Origin of the sequence: Pseudomonas sp. B21-040, assembly GCF_024748695.1 — a bacterium.
GTDB lineage: Bacteria > Pseudomonadota > Gammaproteobacteria > Pseudomonadales > Pseudomonadaceae > Aquipseudomonas.
Window position 1 is genome coordinate 1152616 of record NZ_CP087176.1, and the last position, 20035, is coordinate 1172650.

17 protein-coding genes are annotated in these 20035 nt (G+C 60.8%); 11 read left to right on the forward strand and 6 right to left on the reverse strand.

Annotation, left to right across the window (positions count from 1 at the left end; translation table 11 throughout):
- Positions 1-90 precede the first annotated feature (90 nt).
- The 6 genes from LOY55_RS05130 to LOY55_RS05155 form a co-directional block, all read right to left on the reverse strand.
- On the reverse strand, positions 91-900 hold the full coding sequence (locus LOY55_RS05130) for an ABC transporter permease (protein ID WP_046029074.1): 810 nt from the start codon (positions 898-900) through the stop codon (positions 91-93).
- Positions 890-1837 (reverse strand): ABC transporter permease, encoded by a 948-nt coding sequence (locus tag LOY55_RS05135; RefSeq protein WP_077430812.1) that lies wholly within the window; start codon positions 1835-1837, stop codon positions 890-892. The genes LOY55_RS05130 and LOY55_RS05135 overlap by 11 nt, the downstream gene beginning before the upstream one ends.
- Position 1838: 1 nt before the next feature.
- Positions 1839-2876, reverse strand: a complete 1038-nt coding sequence (locus LOY55_RS05140) for an ABC transporter ATP-binding protein (protein ID WP_077430811.1) — start codon at positions 2874-2876, stop codon at positions 1839-1841.
- Between the two features lie 190 nt (positions 2877-3066).
- A complete protein-coding gene (gene ydcS / locus LOY55_RS05145) occupies positions 3067-4218 on the reverse strand; it encodes a putative ABC transporter substrate-binding protein YdcS (RefSeq protein ID WP_223523816.1) in 1152 nt (383 codons plus the stop codon).
- An 82-nt stretch (positions 4219-4300) separates the two neighbouring features.
- Positions 4301-5788, reverse strand: a complete 1488-nt coding sequence (locus LOY55_RS05150) for a gamma-aminobutyraldehyde dehydrogenase (RefSeq protein ID WP_109786031.1) — start codon at positions 5786-5788, stop codon at positions 4301-4303.
- 101 nt (positions 5789-5889) lie between these two features.
- On the reverse strand, positions 5890-6804 hold the full coding sequence (locus LOY55_RS05155) for a LysR family transcriptional regulator (protein ID WP_046029088.1): 915 nt from the start codon (positions 6802-6804) through the stop codon (positions 5890-5892).
- A 176-nt stretch (positions 6805-6980) separates the two neighbouring features.
- Here LOY55_RS05155 and LOY55_RS05160 point away from each other — a divergent pair, with 176 nt between their 5' ends.
- The 11 genes from LOY55_RS05160 (at position 6981) to LOY55_RS05210 (ending at position 19986) form a co-directional block, all read left to right on the forward strand.
- The gene (locus LOY55_RS05160) at positions 6981-7664 is read left to right on the forward strand and encodes a tellurite resistance TerB family protein (RefSeq protein WP_223523819.1); all 684 of its coding nucleotides are present in this window, start codon (positions 6981-6983) and stop codon (positions 7662-7664) included.
- Positions 7665-7757: 93 nt separating this feature from the next.
- Positions 7758-9380, forward strand: coding sequence for a methyl-accepting chemotaxis protein (locus LOY55_RS05165; protein WP_109786029.1), 1623 nt, complete (start codon positions 7758-7760; stop codon positions 9378-9380).
- Positions 9380-9916, forward strand: coding sequence for a chemotaxis protein CheW (locus LOY55_RS05170; RefSeq protein ID WP_046029103.1), 537 nt, complete (start codon positions 9380-9382; stop codon positions 9914-9916). The genes LOY55_RS05165 and LOY55_RS05170 overlap by 1 nt, the downstream gene beginning before the upstream one ends.
- Complete coding sequence (locus LOY55_RS05175) at positions 9913-11172, forward strand: CheR family methyltransferase (protein ID WP_223523822.1); 1260 nt, start codon at positions 9913-9915, stop codon at positions 11170-11172. The genes LOY55_RS05170 and LOY55_RS05175 overlap by 4 nt, the downstream gene beginning before the upstream one ends.
- Positions 11169-11852 carry a chemotaxis protein CheW gene (locus LOY55_RS05180; RefSeq protein ID WP_046029107.1) on the forward strand — a complete coding sequence of 228 codons (684 nt, stop codon included), beginning with the start codon at positions 11169-11171 and terminating at the stop codon, positions 11850-11852. The genes LOY55_RS05175 and LOY55_RS05180 overlap by 4 nt, the downstream gene beginning before the upstream one ends.
- Entirely contained in the window at positions 11849-14116 is a 2268-nt protein-coding gene (locus LOY55_RS05185) for a hybrid sensor histidine kinase/response regulator (RefSeq protein ID WP_077430806.1), read from the forward strand. The genes LOY55_RS05180 and LOY55_RS05185 overlap by 4 nt, the downstream gene beginning before the upstream one ends.
- Positions 14113-15123: a chemotaxis response regulator protein-glutamate methylesterase gene (locus LOY55_RS05190; RefSeq protein ID WP_109786027.1), complete on the forward strand. Its 1011-nt coding sequence runs from the start codon at positions 14113-14115 to the stop codon at positions 15121-15123. Before LOY55_RS05185 ends, LOY55_RS05190 begins: the two co-directional genes overlap by 4 nt.
- Before the next feature lie 48 nt (positions 15124-15171).
- Positions 15172-16173 carry a diguanylate cyclase domain-containing protein gene (locus LOY55_RS05195; protein ID WP_223523825.1) on the forward strand — a complete coding sequence of 334 codons (1002 nt, stop codon included), beginning with the start codon at positions 15172-15174 and terminating at the stop codon, positions 16171-16173.
- A 284-nt stretch (positions 16174-16457) separates the two neighbouring features.
- Positions 16458-17553, forward strand: a protein-coding gene (prfB, locus tag LOY55_RS05200) for a peptide chain release factor 2 (protein ID WP_109786026.1) whose coding sequence is annotated in 2 segments (ribosomal slippage) — positions 16458-16529 and positions 16531-17553 — 1095 coding nt in all. Because the reading frame shifts where the segments join, the coding sequence is not laid out codon by codon here.
- A 114-nt stretch (positions 17554-17667) separates the two neighbouring features.
- Positions 17668-19170 (forward strand): lysine--tRNA ligase, encoded by a 1503-nt coding sequence (lysS, locus tag LOY55_RS05205; RefSeq protein ID WP_046029121.1) that lies wholly within the window; start codon positions 17668-17670, stop codon positions 19168-19170.
- A 99-nt stretch (positions 19171-19269) separates the two neighbouring features.
- A complete protein-coding gene (locus tag LOY55_RS05210; protein ID WP_046029123.1) occupies positions 19270-19986 on the forward strand; it encodes a TetR/AcrR family transcriptional regulator in 717 nt (238 codons plus the stop codon).
- Positions 19987-20035 lie beyond the last annotated feature (49 nt).

Below are 20035 nucleotides of genomic sequence, written 5' to 3' on the forward strand. Positions count from 1 at the left end.
TCTTACAGTCGACATCACTGTTGAAAGACAGTCAGTCATCGCGAGCAGGCTCACTCCTACAGAGATTCGGTTCCTTCAGTGGTTATTCGGTTATTTCCCGCCGCTGCCCGCGACGCTCTCACCGCCCCGGGTCAGGTAATAGGCGCCGAGGATCGGCAGCATGGTCACGATCATCACCAGCATCGCGACGACGTTGGTCACCGGCACGTCCCGTGGGCGGCTGAGCTGGTTGAGCAGCCACAGCGGCAAGGTGCGTTCATGGCCGGCGGTGAAGGTGGTGACGATAATTTCGTCGAACGACAAGGCAAAGGCGAGCATGCCGCCGGCCAGCAACGCCGAGCCGAGGTTCGGCAGGACGATGTAGCGGAAGGTCTGCCAGCCATCGGCGCCGAGGTCCATGGACGCTTCGATCAGGCTGTGTGAAGTACGGCGCAAACGGGCGATGACGTTGTTGTAGACGATCACCACGCAGAAGGTCGCGTGGCCGACGATGATGGTGAACATCCCCGGCTCGATCCCCAAGGTCTTGAAGGTCGCCAGCAAGGCGATCCCGGTGATGATCCCCGGCAACGCAATCGGCAGGATCAGCATCAGCGAAATGCCTTGCTTGCCAAAGAAGTCGCGCCGGTACAACGCCGCTGAAGCCAGCGTGCCGAGGACCATGGCGATCAGCGTGGCGATCGAAGCGATCTGCAACGACAACTTGATCGCTTCCAGCACGTCGGGGCGCGAGAACGCCACGCCGATCCACTTCAGGGTGAAACCCTTGGGCGGAAAGCTGAAAGCCGCGTCTTCGGTATTGAAGGCGTACATGAAGATGATCAGGATCGGGAAGTGCAAAAACACCAATCCGCCCCAGGCTGCGATTTTCAGGCCCCAAGAGGCTTTGTCAGAGTGCATCGAAGGCCCCCAGTCGTTTGACGATGGACAGGTAAATGGCGATCAGCACAATTGGCACCAGCGTGAAGGCCGCGGCCATCGGCATGTTGCCGATCGCGCCTTGCTGGGCGTACACCATGCTGCCGACGAAGTAGCCCGGCGGGCCGACCAGTTGCGGCACGATGAAGTCGCCCAGGGTCAGCGAGAATGTGAAGATCGAACCGGCGGCGATGCCGGGAATCGAGAGCGGCAGAATCACTTGCATGAAGGTCTGGCGTGGCTTGGCGCCAAGGTCGGCCGAGGCTTGCAGCAAGGACGGCGGCAGACGTTCCAGCGATGCCTGGATCGGCAGAATCATGAACGGCAACCAGATGTAGACGAACACCATGAAGCGCCCCAGGTGCGAGGTCGACAAGGTGCTGCCGCCCACGGCCGGAATGCCCAGCACAAACTGCAACACCGGCTCCAGCCCCATGTGTTGAACGAACCACTGCGCGACGCCGCCCTTGGCCAGCAGCAAGGTCCAGGCATACGCCTTGACGATGTAACTGGCCCACATCGGCATCATCACCGCGATGTAGAAAAACGCCTTGGTCTTGCCGGTGGTGTAGCGCGCCATGTAGTAGGCAATCGGGAACGCGACGATGGCGCTGGCAATCGACACGACGACAGCCATGCTCAAGGTGCGCAGGATGATGTCGAAGTTCGACGGCTGAAACAGCGCTGCGAAGTTCGCCAGGGTCAGGTCGGGTGTGACCGCCATGGTGAAGTCATCGAAGGTGTAGAAGCCTTGCCACAGCAGCACCAGCAACGAGCCGAGATAGATCGCGCCGAACCACAGCAGTGGCGGCACCAGCAGCAATGACAGGTAAAAATTCGGCCGGCGATACAGCAGGTTGGAAAACCTGCGCAACGGCGAGCCGCCGGCCGGGGTTTGAGGGATAACCACGCTGGTCATTTCACACCCCGCCGGCAACGGTGTCGTGCAGCGGGATCATCGCTTCCCGTGCCCAGCGAGCACTGATGCGTTGCCCGGTCTGGTGCTGGGCGCTGACGTCCAGCCATTGATTGTTGGCCTGGCTGATGTTCAGGGTCTGGCCGTTTTCCAGCTTCAGTTCGTAGCGAGTAGCGCTGCCCTGGTACTGGATGTCGTGCAGCAATCCGCTGACTTCGATTTCGTGGCCGGCCAGCGGGCCTTCGGCGAAACGCACGTGTTCGGGACGAATCGAGAACGGCTGTGGATTGCCGCTCAACTGCTTCGCCAGATCGCCGCGAATCACGTTGGAGGTGCCGACGAATTCGGCGACGAAGGTCGTTGCCGGTTTCATGTAGAGGTTGCGCGGGGTGTCGACCTGTTCGATGCGGCCCTTGTTGAACACGGCCACGCGGTCGGACATCGACAGCGCTTCGGTCTGGTCATGGGTGACGAAAATGAACGTGATGCCGAGCTGACGCTGCAGTTTCTTCAGCTCGCTCTGCATTTGCTCGCGCAGCTTCAAGTCGAGGGCGCCCAAGGGTTCGTCGAGCAGCAGCACACGCGGGCGATTGACCAGTGCGCGGGCCAGGGCCACACGCTGACGTTGACCGCCGGACAGTTGCACCGGTTTGCGCTCGCCGTAGCCACCGAGGGCGACCATGTCGAGGGCTTCTTCGGCGCGTTTCTGGCGCTCGGCCTTGCCGACGCCTTTGACTTTCAAACCATAGGCGACGTTGTCGCGAACATTCATGTGCGGAAACAGGGCGTAATCCTGAAACACCGTGTTGACATCACGCTCATACGGCGGCAACCCGGCGGCTTCTTCGCCGTGAATCCGGATAGAGCCTGCGCTCGGTTGTTCGAAACCGGCGATCAGGCGCAAACAGGTGGTTTTGCCCGAGCCGGAAGGGCCCAGCATGGAGAAAAACTCGCCGTCCTGGATGTCGATGGAAACCCGGTCTACGGCTTTCACTTCGCCGAACAGACGGGAAACGTTGGTGAACTGGACTGCAAGCGTCATGGTGCGGTGCTCCAAAAAGGCGAGGGCCGTCGCAGCGGCCCTGCCTGGACTTCTGAAAAATCTGAAACTTAATGAACAGCGTCGTAGCAGCTGTCGAGGTACGAGGCTGCGTTGGGCTGCGCAGCGGCCCCGAGGGCGGTCCTGCGGACACGCAACGCAGCCTCGTGCCTCGGCAGCTGCTACGGGGGGCTTATCGGCCGCCCATGATCGCGATGTAGTCCTGGGTCCAGCGGCTGTATGGCACGAACTTGCCGCCTTCAGCCTGCGGGGTTTTCCAGAAGGCGATTTTTTCGAACTGGTCGAAACCGTTGGTTTTGCAGCCCTCGGCACCCAGAAGTTCGCTGCCGGTGCACGCCGCCGGCACCGCTGGCAACGAGCCGAACCAAGCCGCCACATCACCCTGGACTTTCGGTTGCAACGACCAGTCCATCCACTTGTAGGCGCAGTTCGGGTGTTTGGCCTCAGCGTGCATCATGGTGGTGTCGGCCCAACCGGTGGCGCCTTCTTTCGGGATGGTCGAAGCGATCGGCTGTTTCTCGTTCATCAGGCCGTTGACTTGATACGGCCAGGCGCCAGACGCGACCACGCCTTCGTTTTTGAAGTCGCTCATCTGCACGGTGGTGTCATGCCAGTAGCGGTGGATCAGCGGCTGCTGGGCACGCAACAGATCAAGCACGGCTTTGTACTGCGTTTCGGACAGTTCGTACGGGTTCTGGATGCCCAATTCCGGCTTGGCGGTTTTCAGGTACAGCGCCGCGTCGGCGATGTAAATCGGGCCGTCATAGGCCTGCACGCGGCCCTTGTTCGGCTTGCCGTCCGGCAGGTTTTGCGCATTGAACACCACGGCCCAACTGGTCGGCGCGGTCTTGAACACGTTGGTGTTGTACATCAATACGTTCGGGCCCCACTGATACGGGGTGCCGTAAGTCTGTTTGTTGACCACGTACCACGGCGCATCCTTGAGACGCGGGTCGATGTTTTTCCAGTTCGGGATCAACGCCGTGTTGATCGGCTGCACACGCTTGCCGCCAATCAACCGCAACGAGGCATCGCCCGACGCGGTCACCAGGTCGTAACCGCCCTTGGCCATCAAGCTGACCATTTCATCGGAAGTGGCCGCAGTCTTCACGTTCACCTTGCAGCCGGTTTCCTTCTCGAAACCGGTGACCCAGTCGTAGGCCTTGTCGCTTTCGCCACGTTCGATGTAGCCGGGCCAGGCCACGATATCCAGCTGACCTTCGCCGGCGCCGACCGCTTTCAGCGGTTCAGCGGCCTGGAGGCTGGCGCTGGCCAGCAGCGCTGTAGTGATTGCACTGAGCAGTGCGGTCTTGTGCACGAACATGGGAATTCCCTCTTCTTTAATTATGGTCGGGGCAGTTGTGAACGTGGTGAAGCATGCCGTTAGCGGCTTGTTATTAGCGTAGTCAGAGATGCTGGCCATGGCGCGCCATGATGTGCCGCACCACGCTGTAGTCCTGAAGCGAGTCACTGGACAGGTCTTTGCCGTAGCCCGAACGCTTCAGGCCACCATGGGGCATTTCGCTGACCAGCATGAAATGGCTGTTGATCCAGGTGCAGCCGTACTGCAAGCGCGCTGCGACCTGCATCGCCTTGTCCAGGTTTTGGGTCCAGACCGAGGAGGCGAGGCCGTATTCGGAGTCGTTGGCCCAGTCCACGGCTTGTTCGAGCCCGTCAAAACGGGTCACGGTGACCACCGGCCCGAACACTTCACGCTGAACGATTTCATCGCTCTGCTTGCAGCCGGCCAGCAGCGTCGGCTGGTAATAGAAGCCGGCACCGGAATGCACCGCCGCACCGGTCACCCGCTCGATGTGCGGTTGGCCGAGGGCGCGTTCGACAAAACTGGCCACGCGGTCGCGCTGGCGGGTGCTGATCAGCGGGCCGATTTCGTTATCGGCATCGCGCTTGCCGGCGAAACGCAGGCTGCTGACCGCCGCGCCGAGCTCAGCCACCAAACGATCATGAATCCCGGCCTGTGCGTAAATCCGGCACGCGGCGGTGCAATCCTGACCGGCGTTGTAATAACCGTAAGTGCGCACACCCTCGACCACCGCTTGAATGTCCGCATCGTTACAGACGATCACCGGCGCTTTGCCGCCGAGTTCGAGGTGCGTGCGCTTCAAGGTTTTCGCCGCGGCTTGCAGGATTTTTTGCCCGGTGACGATATCGCCGGTCAACGACACCATGCGGATTTTCGGGTGACTGACCAAGTGGCTGCCGACCCCTTCACCGCCGCCGCAAACAATGTTGATCACGCCACGCGGCAGGATCTCGGCCAGGGCTGGGGCCAGGGCGAGGATGGACAACGGCGTGTGTTCGGACGGCTTGAACACCAGCGTGTTGCCGGCGGCGAGGGCCGGGGCGATTTTCCACGCGGCCATCATGATCGGGTAATTCCACGGCGCGATAGAGGCGACGACCCCGATAGGATCGCGGCGCACCATGCTGGTATACCCCGGCAGGTATTCACCGCTGAGCTGGCCGGTCTGGCAGCGCACGGCGCCGGCAAAGAAACGGAACACATCGACCGTCGCGCTCAAGTCATCCTGACGGGCCAGGTGCAACGGCTTGCCGCAGTTCAGGGATTCGAGACGGGCGAGGAGGTCGGCTTGTTTTTCGATGGCATTGGCGATGTCCAGCAACAGGTTTGAACGTTGCTGTGGCGTGGTCCGTGACCAACTGGCGAAGGCGTGATGGGCGGCGAGAATCGCGGCTTCCACTTGCTCGGTGCTGGCCTCGGCGATGTGCGTCAGCACTTCCCCGGTGGCGGGGTTGAGGATGGGTTCGACAACACCCTGACCCGCGACCAATTCGCCATCGATCAACAACGCGGTGAACAACGGGGTCTGCGCGCCAGCCATCTTTCGGGTTCTCTTTTCTTGTGTGGCCATGCTGCTCCCTGTGACTGGGGCCGGCCGTCTTATATAGATGCAACAAGACTAGTGCGCGGACCCGAGGTCGACAAATACTAAATACTGAAGGTGGCGTTCGATTAAATAGATGGCTTGCGCCCGCCGTGGGGCTGCTCGCGCGCAACCGTCAGGAACGGGTCCACCAGCGCTGGCCGCGCCGTGCCGCGACGCCAGGCCAGGCCGACGTCGAGGGTCTGACTCAAGTCGGCAATCGGGCGCGCTTCGATGATGTCGCCCTCCAGCGACCACGGGCGATAGGTCATGTCGGGCTGGATCGATACGCCCAAACCGGCCGCCACCAGGCTTCGCACGGCTTCCGTCGACGCGGTTCTCAGGGTGATGCGTGGTTGCAGCGACGCGGCGGACCACATGCGCTGGGCATTACGGTCCATTTCATCGACGTTCAGTTGAATCAGCGGCTCTCGCGCTACGTCGGCGAGGTTGATGCTGTCGTGTTCCAGTAGCGGATGCTGCGCCGGCAGCCACAAGCGATGGGGTGAATGGGTCAGGACTTCGGTTTGCAGGGCGTGGCGGTCTTCGAGGTTGGAGAGGATCAACACGCCGACGTCGATCTCGCCACTGACCAGCAAATGCTCGATGTAGGGGCGTTCGTCTTCCATTACGCGGATTTCGACGTTGGGGTAGGCGCGTTGGAATCTTGTCAGCAAGTCCGCCAGGTAATAGCCGGCCACCAGGCTGGTCACCCCGACGATCAACTGCCCGGCCACCTGATCGGTGCTCTGTTGCAGGCTGCGCTTGGCGTTGTCCACCGTGGCCAGGATCAAGTGCGCCTGACGCAGGAATTGATGGCCCTGATGAGTCAGGCTCATCCCCTTGGCATGCCGGTTAAACAGGCCTACGCCTATCTCCTCTTCCAGTTGCTGGATCGCCAGGGTCAATGTCGATTGGGAAATGAACGCGGTTTGCGCGGCGGCGGAGATCGAGCCGGTCTCGGCCACGGCGATGAAATGACGAATCTGACGCAGGGTCATCATGGGGCAGTACCCGGTGGGCGGTTTTTATAGATTCGCTCGAGTGTATATCTTTTTATTCGATGGGCCGTTTTATCCTGGCAACATTCAGAAGCACTCTCGCCGGGAGACGCGGGGCACTTTCGAATTAGGCTCGGGGCCTTAAGTGTCCGGTTAACCCCTTTCCTGGAGGCGGCAAAATGAATACCCGTGGATTGCTCGATCAACTGCTCAAGTCCGGTCAGGACCTGCTGCAGAACAAGGCCGGCGGCAATCAGAACAAGGCGTCCAGCGGTGGCCTCGGCGGTTTGCTCTCGGGCGCGAGCGGCGGTGCGATAGCTGCGGGCGCCATGGGGTTGTTGCTCGGCAGCAAAAAGGCTCGTAGCGTCGGCGGCAAAGTCGCCGTCTACGGCGGCCTCGCCGCGTTGGGCGTGATTGCCTACAAGGCCTTTGGCAACTGGCAGGCCCAGCAAGGCACGGCACCGAACACTGAACCGCAAACCCTCGATCGCTTGCCCCCGGCGCAAGTCGAATTGCACAGCCAGGCGATTCTCAAGGCGTTGGTGGCTGCAGCGAAAGCGGACGGCCATATTGATGAACGCGAGCGTGCGCTGATCGAAAGTGAGTTCAGCAAGCTCGACAACGATCAGGTGTTGCAGCACTGGCTGCATGCCGAACTTAACAAACCGCTGGACCCGACGGACGTTGCCCGGGCTGCCAGCACGCCGGAAATGGCCGCCGAGATGTACATCGCCAGCGTGATGCTGGTGGATGAGCAGAACTTCATGGAGAAGTCCTACCTCGATGAGCTGGCGCGGCAGTTGAAGCTGGAGTCGGGGTTGAAGGCAGAGCTGGAGAAGCAGGTGCGACAGGTTTCCCTGTAAGTCCTGGATTGAGAGCCGCCGCACACCGTCTTATAAATGAAACAACGCCCTCGGCTATACTCCCCAGCATTTGAACCGCCCCGAGGACTGACTGTGAAAAACTGGACGTTGCGCCAACGCATCTTGGCGAGCTTTGCGGTAATCATCGCCATCATGCTGTTGATGGTCGTCGTCTCGTATTCACGGCTGTTGAAGATCGAAGCCAGTGAAGAAAGCGTTCGCGATGATGCGCTGCCGGGGGTGTATTTCAGCTCGATGATTCGCAGTGCCTGGGTCGACAGTTTTATCCAGACCCAGGAGATGCTCGGCCTCAAGGAAGGGCAGGGCGTCAGTGTCGAAGACGCCGCCGATTTCAAGGCGTTCGAGGCGCGACTGCTGGAGCAGATGAACAACTATCGACGCACGGTGACCACGGAGGAAGACAAGGTCGAAATCGCCGCGTTCGAAAAGCTGCATGAGGAGTACCAGAAGATCCTGGCGAAACTCCTCGACCTGCATAAGAACAATCAGGAGGCCGACGCCATCAAACTGTTCAATGAACAGCTGACCCCGGCGTGGACGGCGGGCCGGATGAAACTCAACGACATCATCCGCGAAAACAAAGCAGTGGCCGACCAGGACATGGCGAACATTGACGACGCCGTGGTCACCGCGAAGGTCATCATGGGCATTTCCTTGCTGATTGCGGTGCTGGCCGCCGGCCTGTGCGGTTTGCTGCTGATGCGCGCGATCATGGCGCCAATGAACCGGATCGTGGACATCCTCGAAATCATGCGCACCGGCGACCTTAGTGGCCGTTTGAACCTGGAGCGCAAAGACGAATTCGGCGCCGTGGAAACCGGCTTCAACGACATGATGACCGAGCTGACGTCGCTGGTGTCTCAGGCCCAGCGCTCGTCGGTGCAAGTGACCACGTCGGTGACCGAGATCGCCGCCACGTCCAAGCAGCAGCAAGCCACCGCCACGGAAACCGCCGCCACCACCACGGAAATCGGCGCGACCTCCCGAGAAATCGCCGCGACGTCCCGGGACCTGGTGCGCACCATGACTGAAGTCTCCACTGCTGCCGATCAGGCTTCGGTGCTGGCCGGTTCCGGGCAGCAAGGCCTGGCGCGCATGGAAGACACCATGCACTCGGTGATGGGAGCGGCCGATCTGGTCAACGCCAAACTGGCGATCCTCAATGAGAAGGCCGGCAACATCAACCAGGTGGTGGTGACCATCGTCAAAGTCGCCGACCAGACCAACTTGCTGTCGCTCAACGCTGCAATCGAAGCCGAGAAGGCCGGTGAATACGGTCGCGGGTTCGCCGTGGTCGCCACCGAAGTGCGGCGCCTGGCGGATCAAACCGCTGTCGCCACTTATGACATCGAACAAATGGTGCGCGAGATCCAGTCGGCGGTGTCCGCCGGCGTGATGGGCATGGACAAGTTCTCGGAGGAAGTGCGCCGGGGCATGTCCGAAGTGCAGCAGGTCGGCGAGCAGTTGTCGCAGATCATCCATCAGGTGCAGGCGCTGGCGCCGCGGGTGTTGATGGTCAATGAAGGCATGCAGGCGCAGGCCACCGGTGCCGAACAGATCAACCATGCGCTGGTGCAGTTGGGTGATGCCAGCAGCCAGACCGTCGAGTCGTTGCGCCAGGCCAGTTTCGCCATCGACGAACTGAGCCAGGTGGCCGTCGGGCTGCGCAGCGGCGTTTCGCGATTCAAAGTCTGATGAGCGAACTCGCGGGCAAACGCGGCGCCGTGGTGCCGGCGAAGCAATCGTTGTTCCTGGTGTTTCGCATCGCCAGCGAGCGTTTTGCCTTGCAGGCCATCGAAGTGGCGGAAGTGTTGCCACGCCTGCCTTTGAAGCCGATTCCACGGGCGCCTGATTGGGTCGCCGGGGTCTTTGCTTATCGCGGCGCCGTCGTACCGGTGATCGACCTTTGTGCGCTGACGTTCGGTCAACCGGCGCAGGCCCGTACCAGTACGCGGCTGGTGCTGGTGCACTATCGGCCGGATGACACGACACCCTCGATGTTGCTGGGCCTGATCCTTGAGCAGGCCACCGATACCTTGCGTTGTGACGCTGCGGACTTCAAACCCTATGGTTTGGACAACCGCCAGGCGCCGTACCTGGGGCCGGTTCGGGAGGATGCGCAAGGACTGCTGCAATGGGTACGGGTCGTTGATTTGCTCGATGATCAGGTTCGCGCGCTGCTGTTTCCTTCGCCACCGCTGGACCTGGCATCGCTTGAGGAGCGGTCATGAGCAGCGATCAGCGTTTTTTCGATTTCCTCAAGGAACGTATCGGCCTCGACGTGACGTCGGTGGGCCCGGCGATCATCGAGCGCGCGGTGCGCCAGCGCAGCACGGCGTCCAATGCGCTGACGGCCGATGAGTATTGGCACACACTGCAAGGCTCGCAGGATGAGCAGCAGGCATTGATCGAAGCGGTGATCGTGCCGGAGACCTGGTTTTTCCGTTATCCGGAATCCTTCGCGACCCTGGCGAAACTGGCGGTAAAACGGCTGGCCGAAATCAACAACATGCGTGCGCTGCGAATTCTCAGCCTGCCGTGTTCCACGGGTGAGGAGCCGTATTCCATCGCCATGACCCTGCTTGATGCCGGGCTTGAACCGCATCAGTTCAAGGTAGAAGGCATGGACGTCAGCCCACTGTCGGTGGAAAAGGCCAGGCGTGCGGTCTACGGGAAAAACTCGTTTCGCGGTCACGATATCGCGTTTCGCGACCGCCATTTCAGTGCCGAAGACGACAGTTATCGCCTCAGCGAGCGCGTGCTTGAGCAGGTGCGTTTGCAGGTCGGCAACCTGCTTGATCCGGCCTTGCTCGCTAACGCGCAACCCTATGATTTTGTGTTCTGCCGCAACTTGCTGATCTATTTCGATCAGCCAACCCAGCAGCAGGTTTTTGAAGTACTCAAGCACCTGACGCATGTCGACGGCGTGCTGTTTATCGGCCCGGCCGAAGGTGGTTTGTTGGGGCGTTTTGGCATGCGCTCGATTGGCATTGCGCAGTCGTTTGCGTTCAGCCGCCAGAGTGCGCCACAGCCTGAGCCGTTTCCCGTGTTCGTGCCGGCGCCGCTGCCGGTACGCCAACCCGTGCGCAGCGTGACACCGCCAACCGTGCGTAACCGCCCGTTCACCCCCCTCACGTCGCCAATCGCGGCGAAAGCATCGGACGCGATTGCGTTGCTGGCGAACATCGCGGTGCTGGCCAACGAAGGCAAAAGTGTCGAAGCCCGCGCCGCGTGCGAAGGGTATTTGCGCAGCCACGAGCCGGTCGCCCAAGTGTTTTACTGGCTGGGGCTGCTCAGCGATGTCAGTGGAAACACCTTCGAAGCCCAAGGTTTTTATCGCAAGGCGTTGTACCTTGAACCGCAACATCCCGACGCGTTGATGCACCTGGCGGCCTTGCTGCAATCCCAGGGTGATGCGGCGGGTGCCAGACGATTGCAGGACCGCGCCGCCCGCAGCGAGCGCGCTGACAGTGAGCGTAAACGATGAGCGCCTCCGACACCTTGAACGTTACCCATGAAGATGCCCAGGCCATCGACGATTGCTGGAACCGCATCGGTATTCACGGTGACAAGTCCTGCCCGCTGCTGACCGAGCACATTCACTGCCGCAATTGCGCGGTGTACTCGGCCGCCGCTACGCGTTTGCTCGACCGCTACGCCTTGCAGCAGGACGACCGCGTGCAACATTCGGCAGCGGTTGAAACCGAGGTGAAAACCCGTTCGCTGCTGATGTTCCGACTCGGCGAGGAATGGCTGGGCCTGGCCACTCGCAGCCTGGTGGAAGTGGCGCCCCTGCAAGCCATTCATTCGTTGCCGCACCAGCGCTCCCGGGCGTTGCTCGGCGTGGCAAATGTGCGCGGAGCGTTGGTCGCGTGCCTGTCGTTGGTGGAATTGCTCGGGCTCGACGCCACCAACAACGTGGCCACCGGTGCGCGGGTCATGCCGCGCATGCTGATCATCGCCGCCCACGGTGGGCCGGTGGTGGTGCCGGTGGACGAGGTTGACGGGATTCATGCCATCGACGAACGAATTCTGGATGCCGCATCGCAATCGGGCACTCAGGCCAGCGGCAAATACACCCGAGGCGTGTTGCCGTTCAAAGGTCGCAGTTTGCGCTGGCTGGATGAAGAACAGTTGCTGTCCGCCGTGACCCGGAGCCTCACATGACCCCCGAGCAAATGCGCGACGCTTCGTTGCTCGAACTGTTCAGCCTGGAAGCCGAGGCCCAGACCCAGGTCCTGAACGCCGGGCTGTTGGCGTTGGAGCGCAACCCGACTCAGGCCGATCAACTCGAATCGTGCATGCGCGCGGCGCACTCGCTAAAGGGCGCCGCGCGGATCGTCGGTGTCGATGCCGGGGTCAGTGTTGCGCATGTGATGGAAGACTGCCTGGTCAGCGCTCAGGAAGGGCAGTTGTACTTGCGGCCCGAGCACATCGATGCGTTGTTGCAAGGCACCGATCTGCTGATGCGCATCGCCACGCCGAACAACAACCTGACACCGGCGGATATCGAGGCCTATGTGGCGTTGATGGCCCATGTACTTGATCCGTTGGCACCGGTCGAACCGCTCAGGGACGAACGTCTGCCTGAACCGCAGACCGTCGAGTTGCCGGCCCCGGTCATTGAGCCGCCAGCCGCCCCGGTTGAAACCCCGCGCAAGGCTAAACGCACCACCGAAAACGGTGAGCGCGTGCTGCGCGTCACGGCCGAGCGCTTGAACAGCCTGCTCGACCTGTCGAGTAAATCCCTGGTGGAAACCCAGCGGCTCAAACCACACCTGGCGACCATGCAGCGCCTCAAGCGCATACAAAACAACGGTCTGCGGGCACTGGAAAACCTCAACGTGCATCTCAAGGAGCACGCCTTGAGCCTTGAAGCTCAGGAGGCGCTCGAGGATGCGCGGCGGTTGCTGGCGGAATCCCAGCAACTGTTGATCGAAAAAAACGCCGAGCTGGATGAGTTTGCCTGGCAGGCCAGTCAGCGGGCGCAGGTGCTGTACGACACCGCGCTGGCTTGTCGCATGCGCCCGTTTGCCGACGTGTTGAGCGGGCAGGTGCGCATGGTCCGCGATCTGGGCCGGGACCTGGGTAAACAGGTGCGGCTGGAGATCGAGGGCGAGAAAACCCAGGTCGACCGCGACGTCCTGGAAAAACTCGAAGCGCCACTGACGCACTTGTTGCGCAACGCCGTGGATCACGGCATCGAATCCCCGGAACAAAGGTTGCTGGCCGGCAAACCGGCGGAGGGGGTGATTCGTCTGCGTGCCTCCCATCAGGCCGGTCTGCTGGTGCTGGAGTTGAGCGATGACGGCAACGGCGTCGACCTGGAAAAGGTCCGCCGCACCGTTGTCGAGCGGCAGTTATCCCCAGCCGAAACCGCCGCGCAATTGAGCGAAGAAGAGCTGCTGACGTTTTTGTTCCTGCCGGGTTTCAGCCTGCGCGACAAGGTCACCGAAGTCTCCGGACGTGGTGTCGGGCTGGATGCGGTTCAACACATGGTCCGCCAATTGCGCGGAGCGGTGGTGCTGGAGCAAACGGCGGGCGCAGGCAGCCGCTTCCACCTCGAAGTGCCGCTGACGCTGTCGGTGGTCCGTAGCCTGGTGGTGGAAGTCGGTGACGAGGCTTATGCGTTTCCGCTGGCTCATATCGAACGCATGTGCGACCTGGAGTCGGCGGACATCGTGCAGGTCGAAGGGCGTCAGCATTTCTGGCATGAAGGTCGGCATGTCGGCCTGGTGGCGGCCAGTCAGCTGTTGCAGCGCCCGGTCAGCCAGAACAGTCAGCAGACGCTTAAAGTCGTGGTCATCCGCGAGCGCGATGCGATTTACGGCGTGGCGGTCGAGCGTTTTATCGGCGAGCGGACATTGGTCGTATTGCCGCTGGACGAACGTCTGGGCAAGGTGCAGGACATCTCCGCCGGGGCCTTGCTCGACGATGGTTCGGTGGTGCTGATCGTCGACGTCGAAGACATGCTGCGTTCGGTGGACAAACTGCTCAATACCGGGCGCCTGGAGCGCATTGCCCGCCACAGCAATCAAGCGGTCGAGGCGGCGCGTAAACGGATTCTGGTGGTTGATGACTCACTGACGGTTCGCGAGTTGCAACGCAAGCTGCTGCTCAATCGCGGCTACGATGTGGCCGTGGCGGTTGACGGTATGGATGGCTGGAACGCCCTGCGCTCGGAGGATTTCGATCTGCTGATCACCGACATTGATATGCCGCGCATGGATGGCATCGAACTGGTGTCGTTATTGCGCCGGGACAATCGCCTGCAATCGCTGCCAGTGATGGTGGTGTCGTACAAGGATCGCGAGGAAGACCGTCGTCGTGGACTGGACGCCGGGGCCGACTATTATCTAGCCAAGGCCAGTTTTCATGACGATGCCCTGCTTGATGCAGTGGTTGAGCTCATCGGAGGAGCAAAGGCATGAAAATCGCGATCGTCAATGACATGCCCATGGCGGTAGAGGCTTTGCGCCGGGCCTTGGCGTTTGAGCCGGCGCACCAGGTGATTTGGGTGGCTGGCAATGGAGCGGAGGCGGTGCAGCTTTGCGCCGAAAATACGCCGGATCTGATTTTGATGGACCTGATCATGCCCGTCATGGACGGGGTGGAAGCGACCCGGCGGATCATGACAGAAACACCGTGCGCCATTGTCATCGTCACCGTTGACCGCCAGCAGAACGTGCATCGGGTGTTCGAGGCCATGGGCCACGGCGCGCTGGACGTGGTCGACACCCCGGCCCTCGGTGCCGGCAATGCCCAAGAGGCGGCGGCCCCGTTGTTGCGCAAGATCATGAACATCGGCTGGCTGATTGGTGGCCGCAACGCTCAAGTCCCGAAGGCACCGAGCCCGCATCGCAGTTCCGCCTCGCGCCAGCGCCTGATCGCCATCGGCTCATCCGCCGGCGGGCCGGCAGCGCTGGAAATTCTGCTCAAGGGTTTGCCGCGAGATTTTTCGGCAGCGATCGTGCTGGTCCAGCATGTGGATCAGGTCTTCGCTTCCGGCATGGCCGAATGGCTCGGCAGCGCCAGTGGCTTGAACGTGCGCCTGGCAGTGGAAGGTGAGGCGCCCCAGGCTGGCACGGTGTTGCTGGCCGGTACCAACCACCATATTCGCTTGCTGAAAAACGGCACGCTGGCCTACACCGCTGAACCGGTCAACGAAATCTACCGTCCTTCAATTGATGTGTTTTTCGAAAGCGTTGCCAATTACTGGAACGGTGACGCCGTGGGGGTTTTGTTGACCGGCATGGGGCGCGATGGCGCGCAGGGGCTTAAACTCATGCGCCAACAGGGTTACCTGACCATCGCTCAGGACCAGAACAGCAGTGCGGTGTTCGGAATGCCCAAGGCGGCCGCGGCCATCGACGCTGCTGTGGAAGTCCGCCCACTGAACAAGATCGCACCACGATTGCTGGAGATCTTTCCGAAATGACCACCATTAGCAGTAATCCTGGCAAAGGCAGTATTCAGGTGACCGCACATGAATGAATTACAGCTCGACGACTACAAAACCGACGAAAACGCCGCCATGGTGTTGTTGGTGGACGATCAGGCGATGATCGGCGAAGCGGTGCGTCGCGGGTTGTCGAACGAAGACAATATCGACTTCCACTTCTGCGCCGACCCGCACCAAGCCATTGCCCAAGCGATCCGCATCAAGCCGACGGTGATCCTTCAGGATCTGGTGATGCCCGGTCTGGACGGCCTGAGCCTGGTGCGCGAGTACCGCAATCATCCGGCGACCAAGGACATTCCGATCATTGTCCTGTCGACCAAGGAAGACCCGCTGATCAAGAGCGCGGCGTTTGCGGCCGGGGCCAACGATTATCTGGTGAAGCTGCCGGACAACATCGAGTTGGTGGCGCGCATTCGCTATCACTCGCGCTCCTACATGACGCTGTTGCAGCGCGATGCGGCGTACCGGGCGTTGCGGGTCAGCCAGCAGCAACTGCTCGACACCAACCTGGTGCTGCAACGCCTGATGAACTCCGATGGCCTGACCGGGCTGTCGAACCGCCGGCATTTCGATGAGTACCTGGAACTGGAGTGGCGCCGTTCGCTGCGTGACCAGAGCCAATTGTCGTTGCTGATGATCGATGTGGATTACTTCAAGTCCTATAACGACAGCTTCGGCCATCTGGAGGGCGACGAAGCCTTGCGCAAGGTGGCGACGGCGATTCGCGAGGCCAGCGCTCACCCGTCCGACCTGCCAGCCCGTTACGGTGGCGAAGAGTTTGCGTTGGTGCTGCCCAATACCACGCCGGGCGGTGCGCGGCTGGTGGCGGAGAAACTGCGTCAAACCGTGGCCGCGCTGAAAATTCCGCACATTTCACCGACCGAAGGCTCATGCCTGACCATCAGCATCGGCCTGTCCACCATGGTCCCGCAGCAGGGCAGCGATTGCCGGCAATTGATCTCGGCGGCGGATAAAGGGCTGTATCTGGCGAAGAACAATGGGCGTAATCAGGTGGGGATTGAGTGAAGTAATACGCGACCTGTAGCAGCTGCCGAGCCTGCGAGGCTGCGTCCGGCGGCAAAGCCGTCGTAAAACCATACAACACGGTCTACCAGGCAAACCGCGTGCGCAGGATTGGCGAGGACTTCGTCCTCGGACGCGGCCTCGCGGGGCTCGACCGCTGCTACAGGGATGTTCCATGGTTTCAATCAAAACCATTCGCCGGTAAAGCGGCCAGGCGGGCTGCCGTGACAGCCTGATTACGTTATACTCGCCGGCTTTCAAAAGTTCGCCAACGAGTGCTGCCCGCCATGGAAATCAACCCGATCCTTAACAGTATCAAGGACCTGTCCGAGCGCTCCGAAACTATTCGGGGGTATCTTTGACTACGATCAAAAGCATGAGCGTCTGACTGAAGTCAATCGCGAGCTTGAAGATCCGTCTGTCTGGAACAACCCGACGTACGCTCAGGAACTGGGCCGCGAGCGGTCCATGCTGGCGCAGATCGTCGAAACCCTCGACGAAATGCACTCAGGCCTGGCCGACGCCAAAGACCTGCTGCTGATGTCCGCCGAAGAAGAAGACCAGGCCGCCGTCGATGACGTCGCTGCCGAAGTCGAGCGCCTGCGCGAGTCGCTGGAAAAACTCGAATTCCGTCGCATGTTCAGCGGTGAAATGGATGCCAACAACGCCTACCTGGATATCCAGGCCGGCTCCGGTGGCACCGAGGCTCAGGACTGGGCCAACATCCTGCTGCGCATGTACCTGCGCTGGGCTGACAAGCGCGGTTTCGACGCGACCATCATGGAGCTGTCCGCCGGTGAAGTCGCCGGGATCAAGGGCGCTACCGTGCACATCAAGGGCGAATACGCCTTTGGCTGGTTGCGTACCGAAATTGGCGTGCACCGTCTGGTGCGCAAGAGCCCGTTCGACTCCGGTAACCGCCGCCACACCTCGTTCTCGGCGGTGTTTGTGTCGCCGGAAATCGATGACAACATCGAAATCGACATCAACCCGTCGGACCTGCGCATCGACACCTACCGCTCCTCCGGTGCCGGTGGTCAGCACGTAAACACCACCGACTCGGCCGTGCGGATTACCCACGTACCGTCCAACACCGTGGTCAGCTGCCAGAACGAACGCTCCCAGCACGCCAACAAAGACACCGCGATGAAAATGTTGCGGGCGCGCTTGTACGAGCAGGAAGTGCAGAAACGCAATGCCGCCTCCCAGGCCCTGGAAGACACCAAGTCCGACATCGGCTGGGGTCACCAGATCCGCTCGTATGTACTCGATGCGTCGCGAATCAAGGATTTGCGCACTAACATCGAACGCAGCGACTGCGACAAGGTGCTCGACGGCGATATCGACGAATACCTGGTGGCCAGCCTGAAACAAGGCCTGTAAGCCATGCAATACAGGATCGACTGACATACCTCGATCCTTGTAGGAGCCGGCCTGCCGGCGATCCCCAGGCCGCAGGCCTGGGGGCAACGAACCTGTGATGGAATATTTAAAGACATGAGCGACCTAGAACTCGACCCGCAAGCCCTGCAACAGGAAGAAAACTCCCTGATCGCCCTGCGCAAGGAAAAGCTTGCTGCCGAGCGCGCCAAGGGCAATGCCTTCCCGAACGACTTCCGCCGCGAAAACTACTGCGAAGATCTGCAGAAGAAATACGCGGACAAGACCAAGGAAGAGCTGGCAGAGGCTGCAATTCCGGTCAAGGTTGCCGGTCGCATCATGCTCAACCGTGGCTCGTTCATGGTGATTCAGGACATGACCGGGCGGATTCAGGTTTACGTCAACCGTAAAACCCTGTCCGAAGAAACCCTGGCCGCCGTGAAGACCTGGGACATGGGCGACATCATCGCCGCCGAAGGCACCCTGGCCCGTTCCGGCAAGGGCGACCTGTACGTTGAAATGACCACTGTGCGCCTGCTGACCAAGTCGCTGCGCCCGCTGCCGGACAAGCACCACGGCCTGACCGACACCGAACAGCGCTACCGTCAGCGTTATGTCGACCTGATCGTCAACGAAGACGTGCGCCAGACCTTCCGCGTTCGTTCGCAAGTCATCGCGCACATCCGCAGCTTCCTGATGCAGCGTGACTTCCTGGAAGTCGAAACGCCGATGCTGCAAACCATTCCTGGCGGTGCGGCGGCCAAGCCGTTCGAAACCCACCACAACGCGCTGGACATGGGCATGTTCCTGCGTATCGCGCCAGAGCTGTACCTCAAGCGCCTTGTTGTTGGCGGTTTCGAGAAAGTGTTCGAGATCAACCGCAACTTCCGTAACGAAGGCGTTTCGACTCGTCACAACCCTGAATTCACCATGTTGGAGTTCTACCAGGCTTACGCCGACTACGAAGACAACATGGACCTGACCGAAGAACTGTTCCGTGAGCTGGCGCAGCTGGTTCTGGGCAGCACCGACGTGCCTTACGGCGACAAAGTGTTCCACTTCGGCGAACCGTTCGTGCGTCTGTCGGTGTTCGACTCGATCCTCAAGTACAACCCTGAGCTGACCGCTGACGACCTGAACGACATCGACAAGGCTCGCGCCATCGCCAAGAAGGCCGGCGCCAAGGTGCTGGGCTTCGAAGGTCTGGGCAAGCTGCAAGTGATGATTTTCGAAGAACTGGTCGAGCACAAGCTGGAGCAGCCGCACTTCATCACCCAGTACCCGTTCGAAGTGTCGCCGCTGGCTCGTCGCAACGATGACAACCCGAACGTCACCGACCGTTTCGAATTGTTCATCGGCGGCCGTGAAATCGCCAACGCCTACTCCGAGTTGAACGACGCGGAAGACCAGGCTGAGCGTTTCATGGCGCAAGTCGCTGACAAGGACGCGGGCGATGACGAAGCCATGCACTACGACGCCGACTTCGTGCGCGCGCTGGAATACGGCATGCCGCCAACGGCGGGTGAAGGCATCGGTATCGACCGTCTGGTGATGCTGCTGACCAACTCGCCGTCGATCCGCGACGTGATCCTGTTCCCGCACATGCGGCCGCAAGCGTAAGTGTTTCAATTAAGAAGCCGCCTTTTCAGGCGGCTTTTTATTGCCTGTCTGGCACAAACGTATCAATTTGTTGCTTTCATCTGAGAGGAAAGACCTGTCGTGAATCGTGCAATGGCTCAAGAAGGTGCAGCGGGTATCGCCACTGCGGTCGCTGAAAGTGTTCAGTACCAGGGCCGCAAGGCCAGCCGACAGGGCAGCGAGCAGCGTCGACAGGACATTCTCGATGCGGCGATGCGCATTGTCGTGCGCGATGGCGTGCGGGCCGTGCGCCACCGGGCGGTGGCGGCCGAGGCCGGCGTACCGTTGTCGGCGACGACCTATTACTTCAAGGATATCGATGACTTGCTCACCGATACCTTCGCTCAATACGTGGAACGCAGTGCGGCGTTCATGGCCAAGTTGTGGGTGAACAACGAAGGCCTGCTGCGCGAGATGGTGGTCAGCGGCGACGGCAGCCCGCAGGCTCGCGCGCAACTGGCGGACGATATCGCTCGACTGATGGCGGACTACGTTCACCGGCAATTGATCAACCGTCGCGAACACTTGATGGCGGAACAGGCGTTCCGTCAGGAGGCCTTGTTGAACCCGCGCCTGGCGGAACTGGTGCGCTCGCATCAGCAAATCCTCCTTCAGGGCACGTGCCAGCTTTTCGAGGTATTGGGTTCTCGTGAGCCACAAGAGGATGCCAAAGTGTTGACGGCGATTATCGGACGGATGGAGTATCAGGGCTTGCTCAACGACGCGGAGCCTGTGGGCGAAGAAGAAATGCTCGGTATCCTCAATCGTTACATGCACTTGGTACTCGCGTCGGTGTAATCCCTGAGGACGCCACAAAACCCTGTGGGAGCGAGCTTGCTCGCGATGA